Origin of the sequence: Pseudomonas sp. RL_105y_Pfl2_101, assembly GCF_963970585.1 — a bacterium.
Taxonomy (GTDB): domain Bacteria; phylum Pseudomonadota; class Gammaproteobacteria; order Pseudomonadales; family Pseudomonadaceae; genus Aquipseudomonas.
This window is the reverse complement of sequence record NZ_CAXAPG010000018.1, coordinates 47,459-66,154: the sequence shown is the minus strand read 5'-3', so window position 1 is coordinate 66,154 and position 18,696 is coordinate 47,459. Positions and strand designations below refer to the sequence as shown.

Annotated in this window: 16 protein-coding genes and 2 pseudogenes; 7 read left to right on the top strand and 11 right to left on the bottom strand. The window is 62.5% G+C overall.

The window, feature by feature from the left end; all coding sequences use genetic code 11:
* Positions 1-7 precede the first annotated feature (7 nt).
* From AACY31_RS18735 to AACY31_RS18715, 5 genes are read right to left on the bottom strand one after another with little or no spacing between them, the layout of a single operon-like run.
* Positions 8-652: a tetratricopeptide repeat protein gene (locus AACY31_RS18735; RefSeq protein ID WP_339481217.1), complete on the bottom strand. Its 645-nt coding sequence runs from the start codon at positions 650-652 to the stop codon at positions 8-10.
* Entirely contained in the window at positions 649-1,458 is an 810-nt protein-coding gene (locus AACY31_RS18730) for an SDR family oxidoreductase (protein ID WP_339504955.1), read from the bottom strand. The genes AACY31_RS18735 and AACY31_RS18730 overlap by 4 nt, the downstream gene beginning before the upstream one ends.
* Positions 1,445-2,119 (bottom strand): TenA family transcriptional regulator, encoded by a 675-nt coding sequence (locus AACY31_RS18725; protein ID WP_339492566.1) that lies wholly within the window; start codon positions 2,117-2,119, stop codon positions 1,445-1,447. The genes AACY31_RS18730 and AACY31_RS18725 overlap by 14 nt, the downstream gene beginning before the upstream one ends.
* The gene (locus AACY31_RS18720) at positions 2,116-3,597 is read right to left on the bottom strand and encodes an AMP-binding protein (protein WP_339492564.1); all 1,482 of its coding nucleotides are present in this window, start codon (positions 3,595-3,597) and stop codon (positions 2,116-2,118) included. The genes AACY31_RS18725 and AACY31_RS18720 overlap by 4 nt, the downstream gene beginning before the upstream one ends.
* Positions 3,587-4,264: a thermostable hemolysin gene (locus AACY31_RS18715; RefSeq protein WP_339481222.1), complete on the bottom strand. Its 678-nt coding sequence runs from the start codon at positions 4,262-4,264 to the stop codon at positions 3,587-3,589. Before AACY31_RS18715 ends, AACY31_RS18720 begins: the two co-directional genes overlap by 11 nt.
* Positions 4,265-4,511: 247 nt before the next feature.
* Between AACY31_RS18715 and AACY31_RS18710 the strand changes: the two genes are divergently transcribed.
* The gene (locus AACY31_RS18710) at positions 4,512-6,218 is read left to right on the top strand and encodes an amidase (RefSeq protein ID WP_339481223.1); all 1,707 of its coding nucleotides are present in this window, start codon (positions 4,512-4,514) and stop codon (positions 6,216-6,218) included.
* A 284-nt stretch (positions 6,219-6,502) separates the two neighbouring features.
* Complete coding sequence (locus AACY31_RS18705; RefSeq protein WP_339481224.1) at positions 6,503-6,901, top strand: VOC family protein; 399 nt, start codon at positions 6,503-6,505, stop codon at positions 6,899-6,901.
* Between the two features lie 163 nt (positions 6,902-7,064).
* Here AACY31_RS18705 and AACY31_RS18700 read toward each other — a convergent pair whose 3' ends face one another.
* The 5 genes and pseudogenes from AACY31_RS18700 to AACY31_RS18685 all read right to left on the bottom strand — a co-directional run bounded on the left by AACY31_RS18700 (position 7,065) and on the right by AACY31_RS18685 (position 12,204).
* Positions 7,065-7,343 (bottom strand): GNAT family N-acetyltransferase, encoded by a 279-nt coding sequence (locus tag AACY31_RS18700; protein WP_339481225.1) that lies wholly within the window; start codon positions 7,341-7,343, stop codon positions 7,065-7,067.
* Between the two features lie 78 nt (positions 7,344-7,421).
* Positions 7,422-9,476: a 2Fe-2S iron-sulfur cluster-binding protein gene (locus AACY31_RS18695; protein WP_339492562.1), complete on the bottom strand. Its 2,055-nt coding sequence runs from the start codon at positions 9,474-9,476 to the stop codon at positions 7,422-7,424.
* Between the two features lie 382 nt (positions 9,477-9,858).
* Positions 9,859-10,332 (bottom strand): annotated as a pseudogene (locus tag AACY31_RS28975) (methyl-accepting chemotaxis protein); the annotation flags it as partial.
* 114 nt (positions 10,333-10,446) lie between these two features.
* A pseudogene (locus tag AACY31_RS28970) lies at positions 10,447-11,124 on the bottom strand (PAS domain-containing protein); the annotation flags it as partial.
* Between the two features lie 174 nt (positions 11,125-11,298).
* Positions 11,299-12,204: a transcriptional regulator GcvA gene (locus tag AACY31_RS18685; RefSeq protein ID WP_339481228.1), complete on the bottom strand. Its 906-nt coding sequence runs from the start codon at positions 12,202-12,204 to the stop codon at positions 11,299-11,301.
* A 113-nt stretch (positions 12,205-12,317) separates the two neighbouring features.
* On the opposite strand from AACY31_RS18685, the gene gstA reads away from it, so the two are divergent.
* Positions 12,318-12,935, top strand: a complete 618-nt coding sequence (gene gstA / locus AACY31_RS18680) for a glutathione transferase GstA (RefSeq protein ID WP_339481229.1) — start codon at positions 12,318-12,320, stop codon at positions 12,933-12,935.
* Between the two features lie 91 nt (positions 12,936-13,026).
* On the opposite strand, the gene AACY31_RS18675 is transcribed toward gstA, so the two are convergent.
* Positions 13,027-13,983, bottom strand: a complete 957-nt coding sequence (locus tag AACY31_RS18675) for a threonine dehydratase (RefSeq protein WP_339481230.1) — start codon at positions 13,981-13,983, stop codon at positions 13,027-13,029.
* A gap of 92 nt (positions 13,984-14,075) precedes the next feature.
* Between AACY31_RS18675 and AACY31_RS18670 the strand changes: the two genes are divergently transcribed.
* The 4 genes from AACY31_RS18670 (at position 14,076) to AACY31_RS18655 (ending at position 18,665) form a co-directional block, all read left to right on the top strand.
* A complete protein-coding gene (locus AACY31_RS18670) occupies positions 14,076-14,891 on the top strand; it encodes a helix-turn-helix transcriptional regulator (RefSeq protein WP_339492560.1) in 816 nt (271 codons plus the stop codon).
* A gap of 242 nt (positions 14,892-15,133) precedes the next feature.
* Positions 15,134-17,008 (top strand): 3-dehydroquinate synthase, encoded by a 1,875-nt coding sequence (locus AACY31_RS18665; RefSeq protein WP_339481233.1) that lies wholly within the window; start codon positions 15,134-15,136, stop codon positions 17,006-17,008.
* A complete protein-coding gene (locus AACY31_RS18660) occupies positions 17,005-17,895 on the top strand; it encodes a UbiA family prenyltransferase (RefSeq protein ID WP_339481235.1) in 891 nt (296 codons plus the stop codon). The genes AACY31_RS18665 and AACY31_RS18660 overlap by 4 nt, the downstream gene beginning before the upstream one ends.
* Entirely contained in the window at positions 17,892-18,665 is a 774-nt protein-coding gene (locus AACY31_RS18655) for an EboA domain-containing protein (protein WP_339481237.1), read from the top strand. The genes AACY31_RS18660 and AACY31_RS18655 overlap by 4 nt, the downstream gene beginning before the upstream one ends.
* The last annotated feature ends 31 nt before the right edge of the window (positions 18,666-18,696 follow it).

The following is an 18,696-nucleotide window of genomic DNA, read 5'->3' as shown; positions in this document are numbered from 1 at the left end:
GCTCCTGTCAGTTCAATTGCTTGTTCACATCCACCAGTAACGCGTCGATCTCCTTGCGGCGCCCGGCATCGGCGGTTTCTCGACCCGGCCGCGGTGCTGCCTGCAAGGCTTTTTGCAGCGCTGCCTTGGCTTCGCCATAGCGCTTTTGACGGTAGAGGTGATCGCCCCAAAAGTACAGGCTGTCGATGCCGTTGGGGTTGAGTTGCAAAGCCTGCTGGAGCAATTGCTCGGCCTTGTCCGAGTCGCCGAATCCCAGCGGCCAGCCCGGCACTCGGTCGTAGAGTGCGCCGAGGCTGGTGTAGGCCGAGCCTTGCAGGGCCTTGGGGTCCAGGGTCAGGGCTTTTTCCAGGTCGCCCTTGGCATCCTTGACCTTGCCCAGCGCGCCGATCCCGCCCTTGGCACCGGCCCAACTGCTGTTGACGATGCCGGACCAGATCCACGCTTCGGCCACCGATTGACGCGCCTGCTTGAACGCCGATGCCTGGACGGCGAGTTTTTCGAACGCATCGGCGCGTTGGCCTTCGGGCACTTCATATTGAATGTGGGCCCAGCGCTGCTGGATGTCGCCGAGACGTTGCTGGTCGGCCGCCTCCAACGCCCAGACGCTTTGGCTCAGGGTGCCGATCAACAGGCAAGCGAGGATTCTTTTCATGGTTTGAAGTGCTCGTCTTCGGGTTTGTGGCTGAGGCGGCGGACCAGCGGCAATTGCTTGCGCAGGCCTCGGTCCACCAAGTTGGGCAGCAGGCTGTTGAGGCCGACGAAAAAGCGTTCAGGCCACCCCAGATAGAGCTCACGACGGTCGCCGATAATCGCGTGGATTACCGCCGCCGCCACGGTTTTCGGGTCATCGACGTTGGCCTTGAGGGCCTGGTTGAGCGCATCGGCCGCCGGGCTGTTCATGGCGGTACGGGTGGCCCGGGGCGCCACGTAGAGCACCCCGACACGGGTATCGGCCAACTCCCGGCGCAGGGCTTCGGAAAAACCCCGCAAGGCGAACTTGCTGGCGCAGTAACTGGCATAGCCGGGGTAGCCGATTGATCCATAGGTCGAGCCGACGTTGACCACCATCGCGCTGTCAGCCTGCTTGAGCAGCGGCAAGAGCAGCTTGGTCAGGCAGATCGGCGCGCTGATGTTCAGCGCCAGCATGGCGTTGATCTCGCTGTCGTCGAGTTGTTCGAGCATGGCGAAGTGGTTCACCCCGGCGGCATTGATCAGCAGGTTGATGCCGCCCTGGGCCTGCGCGGCGACCAGCACTTTGCGCCGGTCGGCGAGGAAGGTCAGGTCGGCTTCGACCCAGTTCAAGTGCTGCGGATAACGTTCCAGCAACGGCTGCAAGGCTTCGTGATGCCTGGCCACGGCCAGCACCCGCGCACCACTGGCGCACAGCGCGGCAGCGATAGCCTGGCCAATTCCGCCACTGGCGCCGGTCAGCACGACACGCGTATCACACAGGCGCATGTTCATGCCCTCCATCACGCGGCAGGCCGCGGAACATGTCGGTGTACAACCGGTACACCACCTTGGAGGCATGGATCACCGCAGCCTGGTCCGCCGGATCGTCCAGCCGGTTCATCAAACCGCGATAGGTCTGCATATGCTCAATGTCCAGCGATCCATGGGAACTGAGGTAGCTGAACGCCGTGGGCGGCAATTCCAGGCGCTGACGGATGCTGTCGGCGGCATGGGTCGCCAGGGCGATACTGGTGCCCTCCAGCACGTTGACCATGCCGAACAGGCCTACCGGGTTGCCTCGGGCGATCAAGTCATAGAGGTAACTGACCATCAGCTCGATGGGCAACGAAGGCTGGCCGTTGCGCACCGCTTCCTTATCGCCACCGCACACGGCAATGTCATCCAGCACCCATTGTTCATGGCCGTACTCTTCGTCGATGTATTCGCACACGGCCTTGCGCAGCCATTCCAGGTGCGTTGGCAGGCGCGCCCCGCAAGCCATCATCAACGGCACCGTATGGCGCACGTGGTAATACGCCTGGATCAGGAAGCCCCGGTAACTGGCCTGACTCACCTGACCGTCGAGGGCGTCACCGATGATCGGCAGATTGAACAGGGTCTGGCGCTCTTGCTGGGTGGCTTCTTGCAACGCGTCAAAAAAACTCATGATGGGGATTCCTCGGACAAGGCAGATGAAATGAGCTGCGCGCGGTAATGCTCAACGATGGCCTCCCGGCGTGGCCGGCCATTGGCGGTGAGCATGCCGTTGGCTGCGCTGAAGGGTTGGTCCAGGCGCGTCCAGCGATGGACCCGTGCGTAATCGGGCAGCGTGCCGTTGGCCTTGGCCACGGCCAGCTCCAATGCTTGATCGGTACAGTCGGCGTGGGCGGGCCAGAGCAGTGCATGGTTGTGCGGCATGGCTTCGCCATAAACGAAGGCCTGGGCAATGTCACCGCCCTGGGTGAGTTCGGCTTCAACCCATTCAGGGTTCACGTTGCGCCCGAAACTGGTGACGAACTGGTGCTTCTTGCGACCACGCAGATAAAGGAAACCGTCTTCGTCGAACTCGCCCAGGTCGCCGCTGGGCCACCATTCGCTGACGTGCGGTGGCTCCCCCAGGTAACCGAGCAGCGTCGAGCCTTTGATCAGGACTTCGCCGTCATCGGCCAAGCGCACCTCCACATGGGGCAGCGGCTGGCCGACACTGCCGGCACGATGAGCCTGTGGCCGATTGAGGCAGACCACCGAGGCGCACTCCGACAGCCCATAGCCTTCAAACACCGGCAGGCCAACCCGCTGGGCCCGCTGCAACAAATCGTGGGACACCCGTGCCCCGCCAACGGCGGCGAAGCGCACGATGTGCGGGTTGAACATCTTCTGTTCGGCTGCCGTGACCAACATCAACAGCAGCTGCGGAACCAGGATCAGGCTCTGCGCTCGACGCTCGGCCAGGCACCCCAGCAGCCGCAACGGATCAACCCCGCTGGCGCCCTGGATACCGAGCGTCTTCTGGCTGGGCAGGCTCAGCATGGCACCGGCATACAACGCCGCGTAGCAGCCAAGGTTTTCCAGCAGAATCGCCAGGGGCAGCAACGCCAGGTGATGCCTGGCCTCGACCGGTTGGCTGGCCTGCTCCAGTTCACGGGCCACCCGCAACAGGCTGTCGGCGCTCAGGCAAACGCCTTTGGGCGTGCCGGTGGTGCCGGAGGTGAATGTCAGCTTGGCGGTGCCTGCCGGCAGACGACTCGGTCCGTCGAAGTGCCGCCGCCAGAACTCGCCACTGTGCTCGTATCCGGTAGCTTGCAGTTGCGCTTCGAATGCCGGCTCGGCAATCACTCGCTCGGCCTGGCTCTGTTCCAGGCAGTGCCGACGTTGCGCCTGGCTGAAAAACCCGGGCAGGATGACGCAGGTCAGCCCTTCGAACAGTGCGGCAAGGTCCCAGAGCATCACTTCGATGCCGTTGTCCAGGGCCAGGGCGACAACACTGATGTGTTCGTCGCGCAGGCGTTGCTGGCGGTACACCACTTCGGAATAAAGTGTCGCGTAGTCAAGCTGCGAGCCGTCACCCCACAGCGCCACGGCGTGGCCCCTGCGCTCAGCATGACCACGTAGGGTGCGCTTGAAGCGTTCCATTTCAGGCAACATGGCTGGTTTCTCCGAGGTCCGTCGGCAGTCCCAGGCGATTGAACAGGCCGGTATTGCGCAAATGAATGAAACCGGCGCGGATGTTGCCGACATGAACCCACGGCTGGCTCTCGTAGTAGCGACCCCATAGATGACGGTCGTCGCCGAGGCGCTGCGGGTCGGCCGGGCACAGCGTCGCAGGCTTGAGGCCCAGGCGGTGGAAGCTGTTGACCAAGCCGATGTTGCCCGTGAACGCAACCCACTCCAGGCCGCCCATGGCCAACAGATAAGTGATCGCGATGATGCTCAGCCGGGCGCTGCCCGTGTCGCTGGCGGCCAGGTTGCCAACCTCGACGATGCCGACGCGGTCCACCGGACGGTCGGCGGCGGCACTGATCAAAGGCTCGATGGGGCTGTCCAGGTAACGCTCGAGAAACAGTGGCCCCTGGGCGGCCCGGCGCACGCCAGCGGCTGCGCAGAGCGTGCCGCGGACATCGTCGAGCCCGAACAGCTCCGGCATGAAGTGCCGAATATCGGCGCCGTGGACCTGGCGAAAGCGCTGCTGGATGAACGCTTCGAACTCAGTTCGCCGAGGTTGCCCCGGCAAAGTCCGGTGCAAGTGGCGAACCGGCAGGCCGGCGTCGCCAAACGCCAGCGGCAGGTGGATGTTCCAGTCGAAATCGGGCATGGGTCAACGTTCTCCCTCGGGCTATTGGGAGAAAGTATCGGGGCCGTTTCTTAACGAAGTCTGAAGGTGGCAAATTTGGGGTCGGTCGAAAAATAGTCCGGTCAAACCCGGGCTGCCCTTGATCGTTTTTCCGTAGTACAGTAGGCAAAACCCGATAAATATCCACCTTGAGATGACCCTGACGTGCCAGGCCCCAACCTCAACGGACCCGCACACCCCATCATCCTCCTGCCGCGGCGGTAACTGCATGATCGACATCACCGAAGTTTCCATTGCCCAACTGCGCGCCGCGCTGGAATCGGGCCAGACCACGGCGGTAGCGCTTGTCCAGGCTTACCTGGCCAGGATCGATGCCTACGACGGCGCCGATACGCCCACAGCCCTCAACGCGGTGGTGGTCCGCAACCCCGATGCATTGAACGAGGCCCAGGCCTCCGATGCCCGGCGGGCCAGCGGTCAGACCCTGGGGCCGCTTGACGGCATTCCCTATACGGCCAAGGACAGTTACCTGGTCAAGGGGCTCACTGCCGCTTCCGGCAGCCCGGCGTTCAAGGACCTGATTGCTTATCGCGATGCGTTCACCGTCGAACGGCTTCGCGCCGCCGGGGCCATCTGCCTGGGCAAGACCAACATGCCGCCCATGGCCAACGGCGGCATGCAGCGCGGGGTGTATGGCCGTGCCGAGAGCCCATACAACGGCGATTACCTCACCGCACCCTTTGCCTCGGGCTCCTCGAACGGTGCGGGCACGGCAACCGCCGCCAGTTTCGCAGCGTTCGGTCTTGGGGAAGAAACCTGGTCGAGCGGACGCGGCCCAGCGTCGAACAATGGCTTGTGCGCGTATACACCATCGCGCGGCGTGATCTCGGTGCGTGGCAACTGGCCGTTGACGCCGACGATGGACGTCGTCGTACCCTACGCCAGAACCATGGCCGACCTGCTCGAAGTGCTGGACGTGGTGGTCGCCGAGGACCCGGACACCCGTGGCGACCTGTGGCGCCTGCAACCCTGGGTGCCGATTCCCAGCGTCGAGTCGGTTCGCCCGGCCTCGTATCCGAGCCTTGCCAGCAATCCGGGGGCGCTGGCCGGCATTCGGTTCGGCGTGCCACGGATGTACATCAACGCGGACCCTGAAGCCGGTACGGCAGAGTCCCCCGGCATCGGCGGCCCGACCGGGCAGCGAATCGTCACCCGCGCCTCGGTGATCGATCTTTGGGAACAAGCTCGCAAGGCCCTGGAGGCTTGTGGCGCCGAAGTGGTCGAGGTGGATTTCCCGCTGGTGTCCAACTGCGAGGGCGACCGTCCCGGCGCACCGACGGTGCTCACCCGCGGCCTGGTTTCCAAGGAATTCCTGCACCATGAATTGTGGGACCTGTCGGCCTGGGCATTCGATGATTTCCTGCGGGCCAACGGCGATCCAACGTTGAATCGCCTGGCCGACGTCGACGGCCCGAAGATCTTCCCCCACGACCCGGGCACCCTGCCCAACCGAGAGGACGATCTGGCCGCTGGCATGGATGAGTACGTAAAGATGGCCCAGCGCGGTATCACGCCGTGGGACCAGATCCCGACCCTGCCCGACGGCCTGCGTGGACTTGAAGAGACACGTCGAATCGATCTGGAAGACTGGATGGAGCGCCTGGGCCTGGATGCGGTGATCTTCCCGACCGTCGCCGATGTCGGGCCGGCCGATGCGGACATCAACCCGGCGTCTGCCGATATCGCCTGGAGCAACGGGGTCTGGGTCGCCAACGGCAACCTTGCCATCCGCCACCTGGGTGTGCCCACTGTCACCGTGCCGATGGGCGTCATGGCGGACATCGGCATGCCCGTCGGGCTGACGTTCGCCGGACGCGCCTATGATGATTCGACGCTGTTGAAACTGGCTGCGGCGTTTGAATCGATTGGCTCCAAACGCCTGATCCCACCTCGGACGCCGCCGCTGTCGGCTTGATCTGAGCATTGAGCTGGCTGGGTCTTGGGGTTGCTGCGCAGTCCCAAGACCCGGTTCTACAGCCGGAAATATTGTTGCATGGCACGGCACGGCCTCATCGCCGTACGATGCCTGGGATCGCGTCAACGCCACCTCGTGCTCCTCGATGACCGGCACCAGGCACCAGGCACCAGGCTTCTGAACCGGCGCTCTAACCACCCGGGCTTGGCAGCGCGATGACGCCTGTGGCAGCGTAGGCTGGAATTTCAAACAACCCTCGCGCTCACAGCAAAACGGTAGCCATCATGATCTCGCATGTTTTTCTAGGTATCGCCGATTTTGATCGCGCCTTGGTGTTCTATTCAAAGGTCATGGCAGGGCTGGGCCTGACATTGAAATTTAGCGACGCCCGCAAAGGCTGGGCGGGCTGGGTTGCCGAGCATTCACCTCGCCCGATCTTCGTGATTGGGAAACCCTTTGACGGCAAGGCGAACGAACCCGGCAACGGACAAATGGTGGCTCTGCTCGCACCCAGCCGGGAAGCCGTGAGGGACAGCTACGCGACAGCACTGGCACTGGGCGGGACGTGTGAGGGAGAACCCGGATTGAGACCCCACTACCACCCCGACTACTACGGCGCCTACTTTCGAGATCTCGATGGCAACAAGCTTTGCGTCTGCTGCCATGATTCGGTGTCGACTTAGCCGTGGCACCGCGGACAAGAACGTTGGCGAGACCTGTTTCCTGACCGTTTCGCCCCGGAGGCAATTACAGGAACTGGCGGCCGGCCAATGGTGAGGAATTTCCCGCTCTATTGGGCGTTGCTGAAAACCAAGCCGTTACCTATTGGGGGCTTTCTTTCCCTGCCTAGCCAATGTACGAATAAACAGCGAATTCAAACCCATTGAACGGAAAACAAGCGACCTCTTTCATCCCCATCTTCAAGTGCGCACGAAGCGACGCTTCATTGTCTTTACGTATGAAAAGAATACCTTCGCGCCCAGGCTCGCGCCGCCGAAGATCGGCGAACATTCGCTGGGCCAAGCCCTTGCCACGTTCTTCCTCGCCTACGCAGATCGGGCCATAGACATAGGCATCCGGTGCGCCAGGATAAGCGGTGAACATTGCCTGTACGATCTGATCCATAGACGACACCCAAACATTGCATTGCAACCAAGTTCGGGACATCTACGGCGAGGCGCCAGGACGAGTGCGCCGTGGGGCCTAGACCTCAAGCACCAACGGCTCACTCCCCCGGGCCGGCACGGCGCAACAGATCAGCACCTCACCTTCGCCAACCGGTTCGGCCGGCATGCTCAGATAGTGCACCTGGCCGCGGCTCAAGCGGGTTTTGCAGGTACCACAGGAGCCGCCACGGCAACTGAATTCCGGGTTCAGACCACGCGCTTCGGCCAACTCCAGCAGCGTCCCACTGCCGGGCTCCCAACGTGCCTCCTTGCCAGCGCTGGCGAACAAGACCTTAACCGCTTCATTAGCGGCCGGCACTTGCACCGGCGCAGGTACGCTGACTTCCAGATCCCGCACAAGCGTCGAGGGCCCGAAGGTTTCCGCATGGATGCGATCGTCAGGGATGCGCAGTTTGCGCAATTGGTCGTACAGCGCCTGGGTAAAGCTGCCCGGCCCGCACAAATAGAAGTCGTAGTCGTTGAACGGCAGCAGTTGCTTGAGCAGTTCCACATTGATCCTACCCGCCAGGTCATAGCCCTCAGCGCCCCCTGCCTCAGAGGCCGACTGGCTGACCATGCGCAGAACCTGCAGCTTGTCGCCGGCACGGGCGGCCAGTTCGTCGATCTCGTCACGGAAAGCCAGGTCGGCCACCGAACGGGCGCTTTGCACCAACCAGACCGGGCGCATGCGGCTGATGCGTTGGCCCTGATAAACCACCTCGCGCAGCATCGACAACAACGGGGTAATGCCCACTCCCGCCGCCAGCAAGACCAACGGACGCCGCTCGGTGGCCTGGACAGTGAAATGGCCCTGGGGCGCTCGCGCCTCAATCTCATGCAGCGCCTGCACCTGTTCATGCAGATGGGTGGACACCGAGCCATCGCGCTTGACGCTGATGCGCAGGAAATCATCCGACGGCGCGCTGGATACGCTGTAGGTCCGGATCGACGGCGTGCTCTGCCCTTTCAGTAAGATCCGCACCGGCAAATGTTGCCCGGCTTCAAACCGGGGCAACCCCAAGCCATCGCTCGCCTGCAAATAGAACGAGCGAATGTTGTAGCTCTCATCCACCACCCGCGCGACCCGCAACGCACGCCAGCGGCTACGCAGCGCCTCGGCCTGCAAGCGCTCGGCGGCCTGCTCCCAACTGCCGGTCATCAATGAATTGGGCGAGTCGCCTTCGTCCTGCTCCGTCCAGCGCAGCGCAATGGCGGCCGGGCGATAAACGATGCGTTGCGGGATAAAGCGCAACAGCCGCTCGGCGCCCTGGAACGCGCTGATATCGGGATCGTCCAGCAGCACTTGCGCCGAGCCACTCATTTGCAGCAGATCGCCCGTCTGGAAATCGACGAACACCAGCCCGGCCCGAGGGTTGAGCAGGACGTTGCCCAGCGTGTTGAAGAACAGGTTGCCGGAAAAGTCCGGAATGGTCAGCGATCCGTCTTCATCCATGCGCACAAACCCCGGCTTGCCACCACGATGAGAAGCGTCGACCTGACGTTCGCCATCGCGCACCACGTAGGTGGCGATATAGAACGAGTCGGCCGCCGTCACCAGGCGTCGCACCTGCGGGTCGGGCACGGTCAGTTGACGCGGCGCCACGATCTGCGCGTCGACAAAGTGGTACTGGCGCAGGTTGATGTAGCGAGGGCAGTTGCCATACGCCTGGCTCACTGAAATCTCGAGCCCCGGGGCAAGCTGACGGCGCACGACACCGTTCATGCGGTTGCGCCGGCGGGTGTGCAACTCGATGCCCAGCATCCCGATGGCATCGCCCTCGCCCATGCCCTCCTGGGCCGGGTCGTTCGGCTCAGGCGCGAGGTTGATGTGCAGGGTCTGCGGATCGGGCGAGTTCATGAAGCCCGGTTGCCCAGCGCGCAGGGTCGCCCAGACGTCGCCTTGCCGATCCACCACCCCCAATACCACAAAAGGCAGTTGGGCATAGAACTCCCGGTGCTGGTCCGGCATCCACCTGCGCGCCAGTTGCCGTTGACCGACACCGGCCATCATGTCGACTGCCCCGACGGAGCGCTGCAAGGCCAGCTCTCCTTCGTGCCAGGGTGAGGTTTGTGCTTGCACGACTTCGTCCATCAGCGACTCCTCGCGCTCGCAGCCTGAACGCCTGCAACAGTGCGCTACGGTTAGGGATTCTCCGCCACCTTCTGCACGGGTGTGCAAGTGGATGGCGTCATCTTCTGCCCAAAGCGACTGCGCAGGAATACGCACAAACTGCAATCCACCGTTTCATAAAATGGAAGGGTGGAAACAGGCTTATGAGTGCGGCGTGCCCATTAATGCGCGCGTGCCCTTACCGCGCCGGGAGCCCAGCGAGTTAATCAGGTGGATGATTCGCTTGACGATGGACAACCCCAGTCCCTCGACGTCCTTGTCACGGAAGTGGCGTACCCGTGCGAGCGGTGCTGCTTGAAGGGGGGCAAACGCATGGATCTCAGGGGCGAGGACTCAGCTCACCTCAACCCACCCAGCCGATAGCCGTTTTGGGAATCACCTCGGACTCGTCGAGCTTGGACGCAAACATGCTCACTGCCTCGAGTGCATCCGTGGTCCCGTTCCGGATTTGCACGATGACCGAGCCGGCCTGGTCTGCCAGGGTTACGCCGCGCAATGCGCCTTCATGGGTCACGTTCATGCTGGTGACGGCATCGCGGGTTTCGGAGAGGATCATGCCGATCATTTCGGCAATCTCAGAGGTGGAGCGACTGGTGCGCCCGGCCAGTTGCCGGACCTCGTCGGCCACCACCGCGAACCCCCTCCCCTGATCCCCGGCCCGCGCCGCCTCGATCGCCGCGTTGAGGGCCAGAAGGTTGGTCTGGTCGGCAATGCCGCGAATGGTGTTGACGATGGCCGTGATCTCTTCCGAACGCGCCCCCAGTTGCCCAACCAGACGCGCGGACGCGCCAATGTTGTCGGCGATCTCGCGCATCTCCTTGGCGGTTTGGTGGATCACCTGGGCGCCCTGCTCGGCCACGCGTTCGGTCTCGGCGGAGATGTGATACGCACGGGAAGCACCGCGCGAGTCCTCTTCGAATTTCTCCACCCGCTCGGTGATATCACTGGCGAACTTCACGATCTTGCACAACTTGCCTTCAGCGTCGTAGACCGGGTTGTAGCTGGCTTCCAGCCAGACGACTTTGCCGTTTTTGCCGAGACGCTTGAATTGGCCGCTGAAAAACTCACCCGCATTGAGACGCCGCCAGAAATCACTGTACTCCGAGCTACCGACCAGGCTCGGTTCGCAAAACATCCGATGGTGCTTGCCCTTTAGCTCTGCCAGCGAGTAGTTCATGACATTCATGAAGTTGTCGTTGGCAGTCAGGATGTTGCCGCCCAGGTCGAACTCGATCACCGCCATGGCACGATCAAGTGCCGCCAGCCGACCACGAGTTTCGGCCTCGTTGGCAACCTTGGCGGTGACATCGAGCGCGTACTTGACCACCTTCACGACGCGCCGTTGCTCGTCCACTACCGGGTTATAGCTGGCTTCCAGCCACACGTTCTGCCCTTGCGCGCTGCGGCGCTGAAACGTGCCGGAAACGAATTGACCGGCGCGCAACTGGTTCCAGAATTCACGGTATTCGGCGCTGCCCGCCAGCGCTGGAGTGCAGAAATCCCGATGGGACAGACTGGCCAATTGATCCGCTCGGTAGCCCATCGTAGCGAGGAAATTCTCGTTCGCCCTAAGGACCTTGCCATCGGGGCTGAACTCGATAACAGCCATCGACCGTTCCAAGGCGCCGACCAGTCCTTTGTAGGTTGCCAATTCGGCCGTCCTAGCCGTCAGTTCATTTTTTAGTGTTGTATTAAACATGACGTACCCTCGGTGAACCCTGAAAGTAAGCGGACCTCGTTCTTATATCGGCTCGCTGACTGACGGCTGAACGGCACGGTGTAATCATGTTTCGGCGCCAAACCCCGCCGAATCCATCAACCAGGTTCTAAAGGCCTGCACTTTTGGGGTGTCGGCTGTTTCATGCGGGCTCACGAAATAGAAGCCGAGTTCAGATTTCAATCGCAGATCGAAGGGGGCAACCAATCGCCCGGCCTTCAGGTCGTCCTCGACATAAGTCGAACGCCCGATGCAGACCCCCAGGCCGTCAACCGCAGCCTGAACAGCCATCATGGCAAGGTCAAATGTCAACCGGCTGCCTTCGGCCAGTTTTTTCGGTTGGCCGGCGGCACTCAACCAGGCACTCCAGTCATCGTGGGTCACCCCGCTGACCTGCAACAAAGTGTGCTGGGTCAGATCGTGCGGACTCTCTAAGGCTGTCGGACCTTGCAGCAGTCTGGGGCTGCACACCGGAAAGATTTCGTCGGCCATCAGCCAGTCAGCCCGCAACCCCTTCCATTCGCCGGAACCGTAACGAATGGCCGCGTCGACGCCGCCTTTACGAAAGTCCACCCGTTCGGTGGATGCCGTAACGCGCACATCAATGTTGGGATACGCCTGCTGGAAAGACGCCAGTCGCGGCAACAACCATTTGGAGGCAAATGAAACCAGGGTACTGATCGTCAAGACGCTGTTATTGCGGCTCTCGAGCAACGTCTGCGTGCAATAGCGCAGCTCATGGAATGCCGCACGAACGCCAGGAAAATAGTCATGGCCTTCATTTGTCAGAGCCAGGCCATCCTTGAGCCGCAGGAACAAGCGCACGCCCAGTTCCTCTTCGAGCCGGCGGATTTGATGGCTGATGGCGGTTTGTGTGACGTTCAGCTCTTCTGCGGCCTTGGTGAAGCTCATGTGCCTGGCGGCTGATTCGAATGCTTTCAGGCCATTGAGGGAAGGTATTCGGGTGGCCATGGAGGTCTGACTTACTCATGAGATTTTGTCATACGCTAGCACCGAAGATGTCCTTTGAAAATGTTCCAGCCCTCGTGGATTCTGGCGGCACGTCCCCCGACCTTGAGGAAACCATGAAACTGTACTTCGCCCCCATGACCTGCTCATTGTCCCCGCACATCGTGCTGCGGGAATTGGGCCTGCCCTTTGAATTGATTCGGGTCGACAACAAGACCAAGCAAACCGCCGACGGGCTCGACTTCCTGACCATCAACCCCAAGGGCTACGTGGCAGCCTTGGTGCTGGATAATGGTGAAGTCCTGACCGAGGGTGCCGCCATCGTCCAGTACCTGGCCGATCTGATTCCCGCAAATGCACTCGCGCCGGCCAACGGCACCTGGGAGCGGGTCCGCCTGCAGGAATGGTTGAACTTCATCACATCCGAGATCCACAGCGGATGTGCGCCGCTGTTCAACGCCGAGATTGCAGAGCCGACCAAGGCCATCTTCAGGGCGAAACTGTTCAGGCGCCTGGATTACCTCAACCAGGCCCTTGAACAACAGGATTACCTGATGGGCACCTTTGGCCTGGCCGACGGCTACTTGTTCACCGTCTTGAACTGGCTGCCGTTGTTCAATATCCAGATCAGCGACTGGCCGGCACTGGCGGCGTTCATGGCGCGAATCGCCGCACGCCCCAGCGTCCGGGCGGCCATGGCCGCGGAGGCGGCATCCACTCTCAGTGCGATCTGACCCGCCGCTATCGCGAGCAAACTCGCTCCCCAAGGGGGTTGTGGTGCATGCAATGTCTGCGAGCGACTCAATAAAGCGGCTCTGAAGCGGTTCAACCAATCAACTTGGCATACACCGGCCGGTCGATATTCCCACCGGACAGAATCACCGCCACCCTTTTCCCCCGCATCGCTTCACGCTCCTGCATCAGCGCTGCCAAGGCGGCAGCACCGGCACCTTCGGCGAGGTTGTGGGTGTCGGTGTAATACGCCCGCATGGCTCCGGCAATTTCAGCATCGCTGACCGCTACGATTCGCGCCGCCGCGGCCCCGTAGATGGCAAAGGCCTCGGGAACGGGTCTGCGCACGGCCAGGCCGTCGGCAAAGGTATTCGCCGAACCGGTCTCACATAGCGCACCCGTTTCAAACGACACCTTCGCCGCAACGGCCTCGGTGGACACCACGCCCACCACGTGGGTCTTCAAGCCCAAGGCATCGCGGGCGGCGATGACCGCGCAAATCCCCGAGCCACAGCCTATCGGCACATAGACGGTGTCCAGGTCCGGCACCGCGCTGAACAGCTCCAGCCCATAGGTTGCCACGCCCTTGACCAACTCGGGATGGAACGGCGGCACCAGGTAGAGGCCATGCGCTTGAGCCAGGCGTGCGGCTTCTTCACGGGCCTCGTCGAAATCGCGGCCATACTCGACCACCTCGCCGCCAAAACCGCGCATGGCGTTGTTCTTCTCCACCGAGTTACCTTGCGGCACGACGATCAACGCTTTCAAACCCAATGCAGTGGCCGCCAGCGCCAGGCTTTGGCCATGGTTGCCGCGAGTCGCCGTGACGATGCCTTTTGCCTCTGGGTGCTCGTGCTTGAGCCAGCGCACAAAGGTCAGGCCGCCGCGCACCTTGAAGGCCCCCGTCGGGGTGTGATTCTCGTGCTTGACCCACACCGTGCAACCCAGCCGCTCAGCCAACAACGGCCAGGCGTACTGGGCGGTGGCGGGCATGACTTGGTAGAGGTGGTGGGCAGCGTGTTCGATGTCGTCGCGGGTCAGTGTGTGCATGATGGGCCTCCAGGTTTTGCCCAGTCTAATCAGGGCGCCACCGGCGGGCTTTCAGAAAACTGACCTGACTTTCAGGCCCTCTCTTCACTACTATGCTGTTCATGAACCCTCGAAACCGCCAACCGCCGCCCTCACCTGAACCGGTCCGTCGTATCGAAGCTGGGCCCTGGGTGATCGAATTGCTGCCCGGCTGCGCCTACGCCACCCGCTATGTCGCAACCCAGTCGGCGATCGGCTTTGCCTTCGACAGCCAGCGCGGCCTGCACGCCATCGGTAGCGACCGCGTGCAGCCCTTCGAGGCGACCCCCAACGGCCTGGCATTCGTCCCTGCCGAATGCGACGTGTTTTCCGAATCCCCCAGGGGCGGTGAATACCTGCGGGTCGTGCGCACCGACGGTGTGGCGTTGCCGGGGCAGCATGCGTTCAACAACCGTATCGACTCGCAGGCCATCACCCTCGCGCTGAGAATGCGCAGCGCACTGCTGCGTGCCACCCCAGAGGATGATTGGGAGGCCTGGACGCTCGGATTGGCTGAACGGGTGAAGGACCACAAGACATTATCGGCATACCCCCACGGCGCCCTCACGGGCAGACGAATGCGCCTGCTCGACGAGTTCATCGACGCCGGTCTCGACCGTCCGCTAGGGGTAAAGGAAATGTCCGGACTGCTTAGCTTGTCCGAGGGCTATTTCATGCGGGCATTCAAACAGGCAACCGGCCAAAGCCCCCACAGCTACCTGATCGACCGGCGCCTGGCCAAGGCACGGGCGCTGATGCGTGACGCCGCCGCCCGACTGACCGATATCGCGCACACCTGCGGTTTCAACTCCCAGGCGCACATGACCACGCTGTTCAAGCAACGCCTTGGCGTCAGCCCGGCGCAATTGCGCGGGTATTCGAAGCCCTGAACGAGCGGGACAAACCGCTGATACCGGTCATCTGAAAAGCGAAGTGGCACGCCAAATCAAATTGCCATCAGATGGCCTTGCAAAAACACCCGGGCCGTCTAGATTCAAACCTGTCTCCAACCACATCATCAACCACACCTGAGAGCCCTTCGAGCGAGAACGTCTATTGGCCTAACACACACACTTGGCGTTGCTTTCAATTACTGACACGGAATCAGTCATAACAACAAGAGGGATGCTTGATGAAGCATGGCCGTGGGTATCGTTTGCTCTCGCAAAAAGGAGCAGCCAGACATTTCTGGCTGTCATTGGTTTGCTTTTCAGCCCTGGTGATCGCCAGCTTCTTGCTGTTCGAACAACAGATCCAGGACTTCCTGACCCATCTCAACCTGTACCTGCCCTCGACGCCCGCGCAGAAACTCTACCTGGCGATGTTACTGATCGCCCTGCTGACGCTGGACGTGGTGCTGCCGGTGCCGTCGAGCATGGTCGCACTGCTGGCCGTGGCCATGCTCGGCAGCGTGGGGGGTTACCTGGCGATTTTCGTGGGTCTGTGTCTGGGCGCCGGGCTGGGCTATGCGCTGGGAGCCGGTTATTTACGCTTGCTGTCCGGCCGCCTGGGCCTGCATCAACGCCAGCCGGGGCAACTGGCGTACCGGTTGGGCACACTGTCGTTGATCTGCCTGCGCGGGGTCCCGGTATTGGCGGAAACCTCGGTCGTCGCCGCCGGCATGCAACGCTACCCACTGCGCGCGTTCATCCTGGTCACCACCCTGGCCAACGCCGGCCTTGCATTGGCTTACAGCGCCATTGGTACCTTTCTCGTCGAGCAGAACGCGCTGTTGGTGACCCTGCTCGCCAGCATGGTATTGCCCGGGCTGTTCATCGCCGGGTACAGCCTGTTCAAGAACCTTCGCCGGCATGACGCGCAGCAAGCGTTGCACGGGCGCTTCAAGGTCAGCTACGACTACCCGGTGGTGTTCACCGATCATGTATTCGATCCGCTCAATCCCTGCCTGCACCGCCAGCTCATGGCCGGCCACAGGGGCCCGGTCACGGTGTTGATATTCGCCGATGAACAACTGCTGGACAGCGCCCCGCACCTGCTGGAACAGATCAACGCCTACTTCGCCAGCCACTTTCCAGACCTGCACCTGCAGGCGCCGCCGATCGCGGTTCCGGCCGGCGAGTCGAGCAAGGATTCACAGGTGTTGCAGCGGCTGTACACCGACATGCTGAAACATGGCTTGGACCGGCATTGCCATGTGCTGGCCCTCGGTGGCGGCGCGGTGCTGGATGCGGTGGGCTACGCCTGCGCCACCTTCCACCGCGGCATTCGCCTGATTCGCATCCCAAGCACTGTGCTCGCCCAGAACGACGCTGGTATCGGCGTGAAAAACGGCATCAACGCCTTCGGCCAGAAGAACCTGCTCGGCGCCTTCTATCCCGCCACCGCGGTCATCAACGACTTTCAATTGCTGACCAGCCTGACCCGGCGCGACCAGATCGCCGGGCTGGCCGAGGCGGTCAAGGTGGCGCTGATCAAGGACCAGGCGTTTTTCCAGTGGATGGAACAGCAGGCCGACGCCCTCGCCCACTTCGAACCAGGGGCCAGCCGCTATGCGATCCGCCGCTGCGCCGAATTGCACCTGGCGCACATCACCGGTGCCGGCGACCCATTCGAACGCGGTAACGGGCGGCCATTGGACTACGGGCACTGGGCCGCCCATAAACTGGAGAATCTCTGTCAGCACCGACTGCGCCATGGCGAAGCCGTCGCGGTGGGCATGGCCCTGGATGGGCTTTACGCCAATGCCCTGGGGTTGTTGAGCGACAGCGACACCGAACGGGTGCTGAACCTGCTGCTCAAGCTCGGCTTCTGCCTGAACCCGCCGGAGCTGACCTTGAAAGATGCACTGGGGCGCTCGCAGGTTTTGCTGGGGCTGGAGGAGTTCCGCCAGCATTTGGGCGGACAACTCTCCATCCCCATGCTCAGTCGGATCGGCGAGTCGGTGGACTTGCATGAAATCGATACCGCGCGAATGGAGCAGGCCTTGCAGCGCCTGTCCACCCAAGTCGACCTTGCCCCGACCCTGAACGAGCGCTGTGCGCAATGAACCAGACGGCGCCGACCCTCAAGGCCTGGCTGACCCTCGGCCGTGTGTCCAACCTGCCCACGGTGTGGACCAACACCCTGGCCGCCGCCCTGCTCGCCAGCAGCGCCGGGGCCCTGGCACCGCCGTCGTCCCTGGTGTGGATCCTGCTACTGGCGGCACTGTCGCTGCTGTACCTGGCCGGCATGCTGTTGAACGACCTGTTGGACGCCGACTGGGACCAACAACATCATAATCCCCGCCCCATTACCCTGGGCCTGGTCAGCCGCCAGCAAGTACGGTTGGCCACTGCGTTGTTGCTGGTGCTGGCCGCGGCCTCGCTGCTGGGCCTGAGCCGACTGATCGAGCAGCCGCACTGGCTGCTGGCCAGCGCCACCCTGTTGGTGGGCTGCATCCTCGGTTACAACCTGCTGCACAAAAAATACACCCACAGCGTCTGGCTGATGGGTGCCTGCCGCTCGGCGCTCTACCTCACCGCTGCGGCCAGTCTGGCGGTGCCACCCGAACCGATCTGGCTCTGCGCCATTTTGCTGGGGGTCTACATCAGCGGCCTGACCTACCTGGCTCGCCAGGAACACCGCAACCAACTGATCAGCCGCCTCCCCCTGCTGCTGATGCTGAGCCCGCTGGCCTTGGCGATCTACGCCGGCAGCGCCTGGTTTTGGCCGGTGCTGCTGTTATGGCTGGGCTGGTTGGGCTGGCACTACTGGCGCAACCTGGCCAACCCACGGCAACGGCAGGTTCGCGCCTTTATCGGCGCCGGCTTGGCAGCCCTGCCGCTGTTCGATGCCCTGGTGCTGGCCGTGGCTAACCAGCCCTTGGGCAGCTTGTTATGTGTCCTGGTGTTTTTCCTGCTTCCTCATTTCCAACGCTGGATCAAACCAACATGAACACGGACGTGACTGCACCGGCATCGGCGGCCCTCGACATGCGCCACGACTGCCTGAACGAACAACGCCAGCATTTCATCCGCCAGTTCGAGGAAACCGAACGGCGATGGTGGCATCAGGCACAGGAACGGCTTGCCCGACACCCGGACGCCAACACCGCGGCGCTCATGAGCAGCCAATGCAAGCGCAACCTCAAGGAGCGTGCGCAGCCCGGCAGCGACGGCTGGAGCAACGTCCAACTGGCGCGGGCGTTGCTGCTGGCCCAGGTGCTGGAGCAGCAGCCCGCCGCCGGGCAAATCCCCCTGTTGCACCAATTGTTCCTGTGGGGCGACGACCAGGAAAAAATCGCCACCTTGAAGGCCCTCGATTGGCTCGATAGCTGCGGGGTGTGCGTGGAGCTTGCACGCCAGGCCGGGCGCACCAGCAACAGCCAGGTGTTCGCCGCCCTCGCCCTGGACACCGCCTACCCGTCGCGTCACTACAACGAACAGGCCTTCAACCAACTGGTGTTGAAAGCGCTGGGCATGGGCCTCGATGTACGACGCCTGATCGGCCTGGCGCAACGACAAAGCGTCACCCTCAACCAGTTGGCCCTCGACCTGTTGGACGAACAACTCGCCGCCGATCGAACGGTGTCCGCCGGACTGCCCCACGTGATTGCCTTCGATCTGCTGAGCCCGGCGCAACGTCAGCGCCTGGCCGGTCTGGGCCAGCAACGACGCTTGCCGGCGCAATGGCACAAGCACCTGGGCGGCGTTTCGCCGAGTTGATGCCCAACCGTCCCCCGCTTTTTTTGACGAG

What these genes read in the sequence shown, in the direction of transcription:
- AACY31_RS18655 (WP_339481237.1), top strand. Translation starts at nt 17,892, where the DNA reads ATGAACACGGACGTGACTGCACCGGCATCGGCGGCCCTCGACATGCGC.
- AACY31_RS18660 (WP_339481235.1), top strand. Translation starts at nt 17,005, where the DNA reads ATGAACCAGACGGCGCCGACCCTCAAGGCCTGGCTGACCCTCGGCCGT.
- AACY31_RS18720 (WP_339492564.1), bottom strand. Translation starts at nt 3,597, where the DNA reads ATGTTGCCTGAAATGGAACGCTTCAAGCGCACCCTACGTGGTCATGCT.
- AACY31_RS18695 (WP_339492562.1), bottom strand. Translation starts at nt 9,476, where the DNA reads ATGGACGAAGTCGTGCAAGCACAAACCTCACCCTGGCACGAAGGAGAG.
- AACY31_RS18715 (WP_339481222.1), bottom strand. Translation starts at nt 4,264, where the DNA reads ATGCCCGATTTCGACTGGAACATCCACCTGCCGCTGGCGTTTGGCGAC.
- AACY31_RS18705 (WP_339481224.1), top strand. Translation starts at nt 6,503, where the DNA reads ATGATCTCGCATGTTTTTCTAGGTATCGCCGATTTTGATCGCGCCTTG.
- AACY31_RS18730 (WP_339504955.1), bottom strand. Translation starts at nt 1,458, where the DNA reads ATGCGCCTGTGTGATACGCGTGTCGTGCTGACCGGCGCCAGTGGCGGA.
- AACY31_RS18670 (WP_339492560.1), top strand. Translation starts at nt 14,076, where the DNA reads ATGCTGTTCATGAACCCTCGAAACCGCCAACCGCCGCCCTCACCTGAA.
- AACY31_RS18700 (WP_339481225.1), bottom strand. Translation starts at nt 7,343, where the DNA reads ATGGATCAGATCGTACAGGCAATGTTCACCGCTTATCCTGGCGCACCG.
- AACY31_RS18725 (WP_339492566.1), bottom strand. Translation starts at nt 2,119, where the DNA reads ATGAGTTTTTTTGACGCGTTGCAAGAAGCCACCCAGCAAGAGCGCCAG.
- AACY31_RS18675 (WP_339481230.1), bottom strand. Translation starts at nt 13,983, where the DNA reads ATGCACACACTGACCCGCGACGACATCGAACACGCTGCCCACCACCTC.
- AACY31_RS18710 (WP_339481223.1), top strand. Translation starts at nt 4,512, where the DNA reads ATGATCGACATCACCGAAGTTTCCATTGCCCAACTGCGCGCCGCGCTG.
- gstA (WP_339481229.1), top strand. Translation starts at nt 12,318, where the DNA reads ATGAAACTGTACTTCGCCCCCATGACCTGCTCATTGTCCCCGCACATC.
- AACY31_RS18735 (WP_339481217.1), bottom strand. Translation starts at nt 652, where the DNA reads ATGAAAAGAATCCTCGCTTGCCTGTTGATCGGCACCCTGAGCCAAAGC.
- AACY31_RS18665 (WP_339481233.1), top strand. Translation starts at nt 15,134, where the DNA reads ATGAAGCATGGCCGTGGGTATCGTTTGCTCTCGCAAAAAGGAGCAGCC.
- AACY31_RS18685 (WP_339481228.1), bottom strand. Translation starts at nt 12,204, where the DNA reads ATGGCCACCCGAATACCTTCCCTCAATGGCCTGAAAGCATTCGAATCA.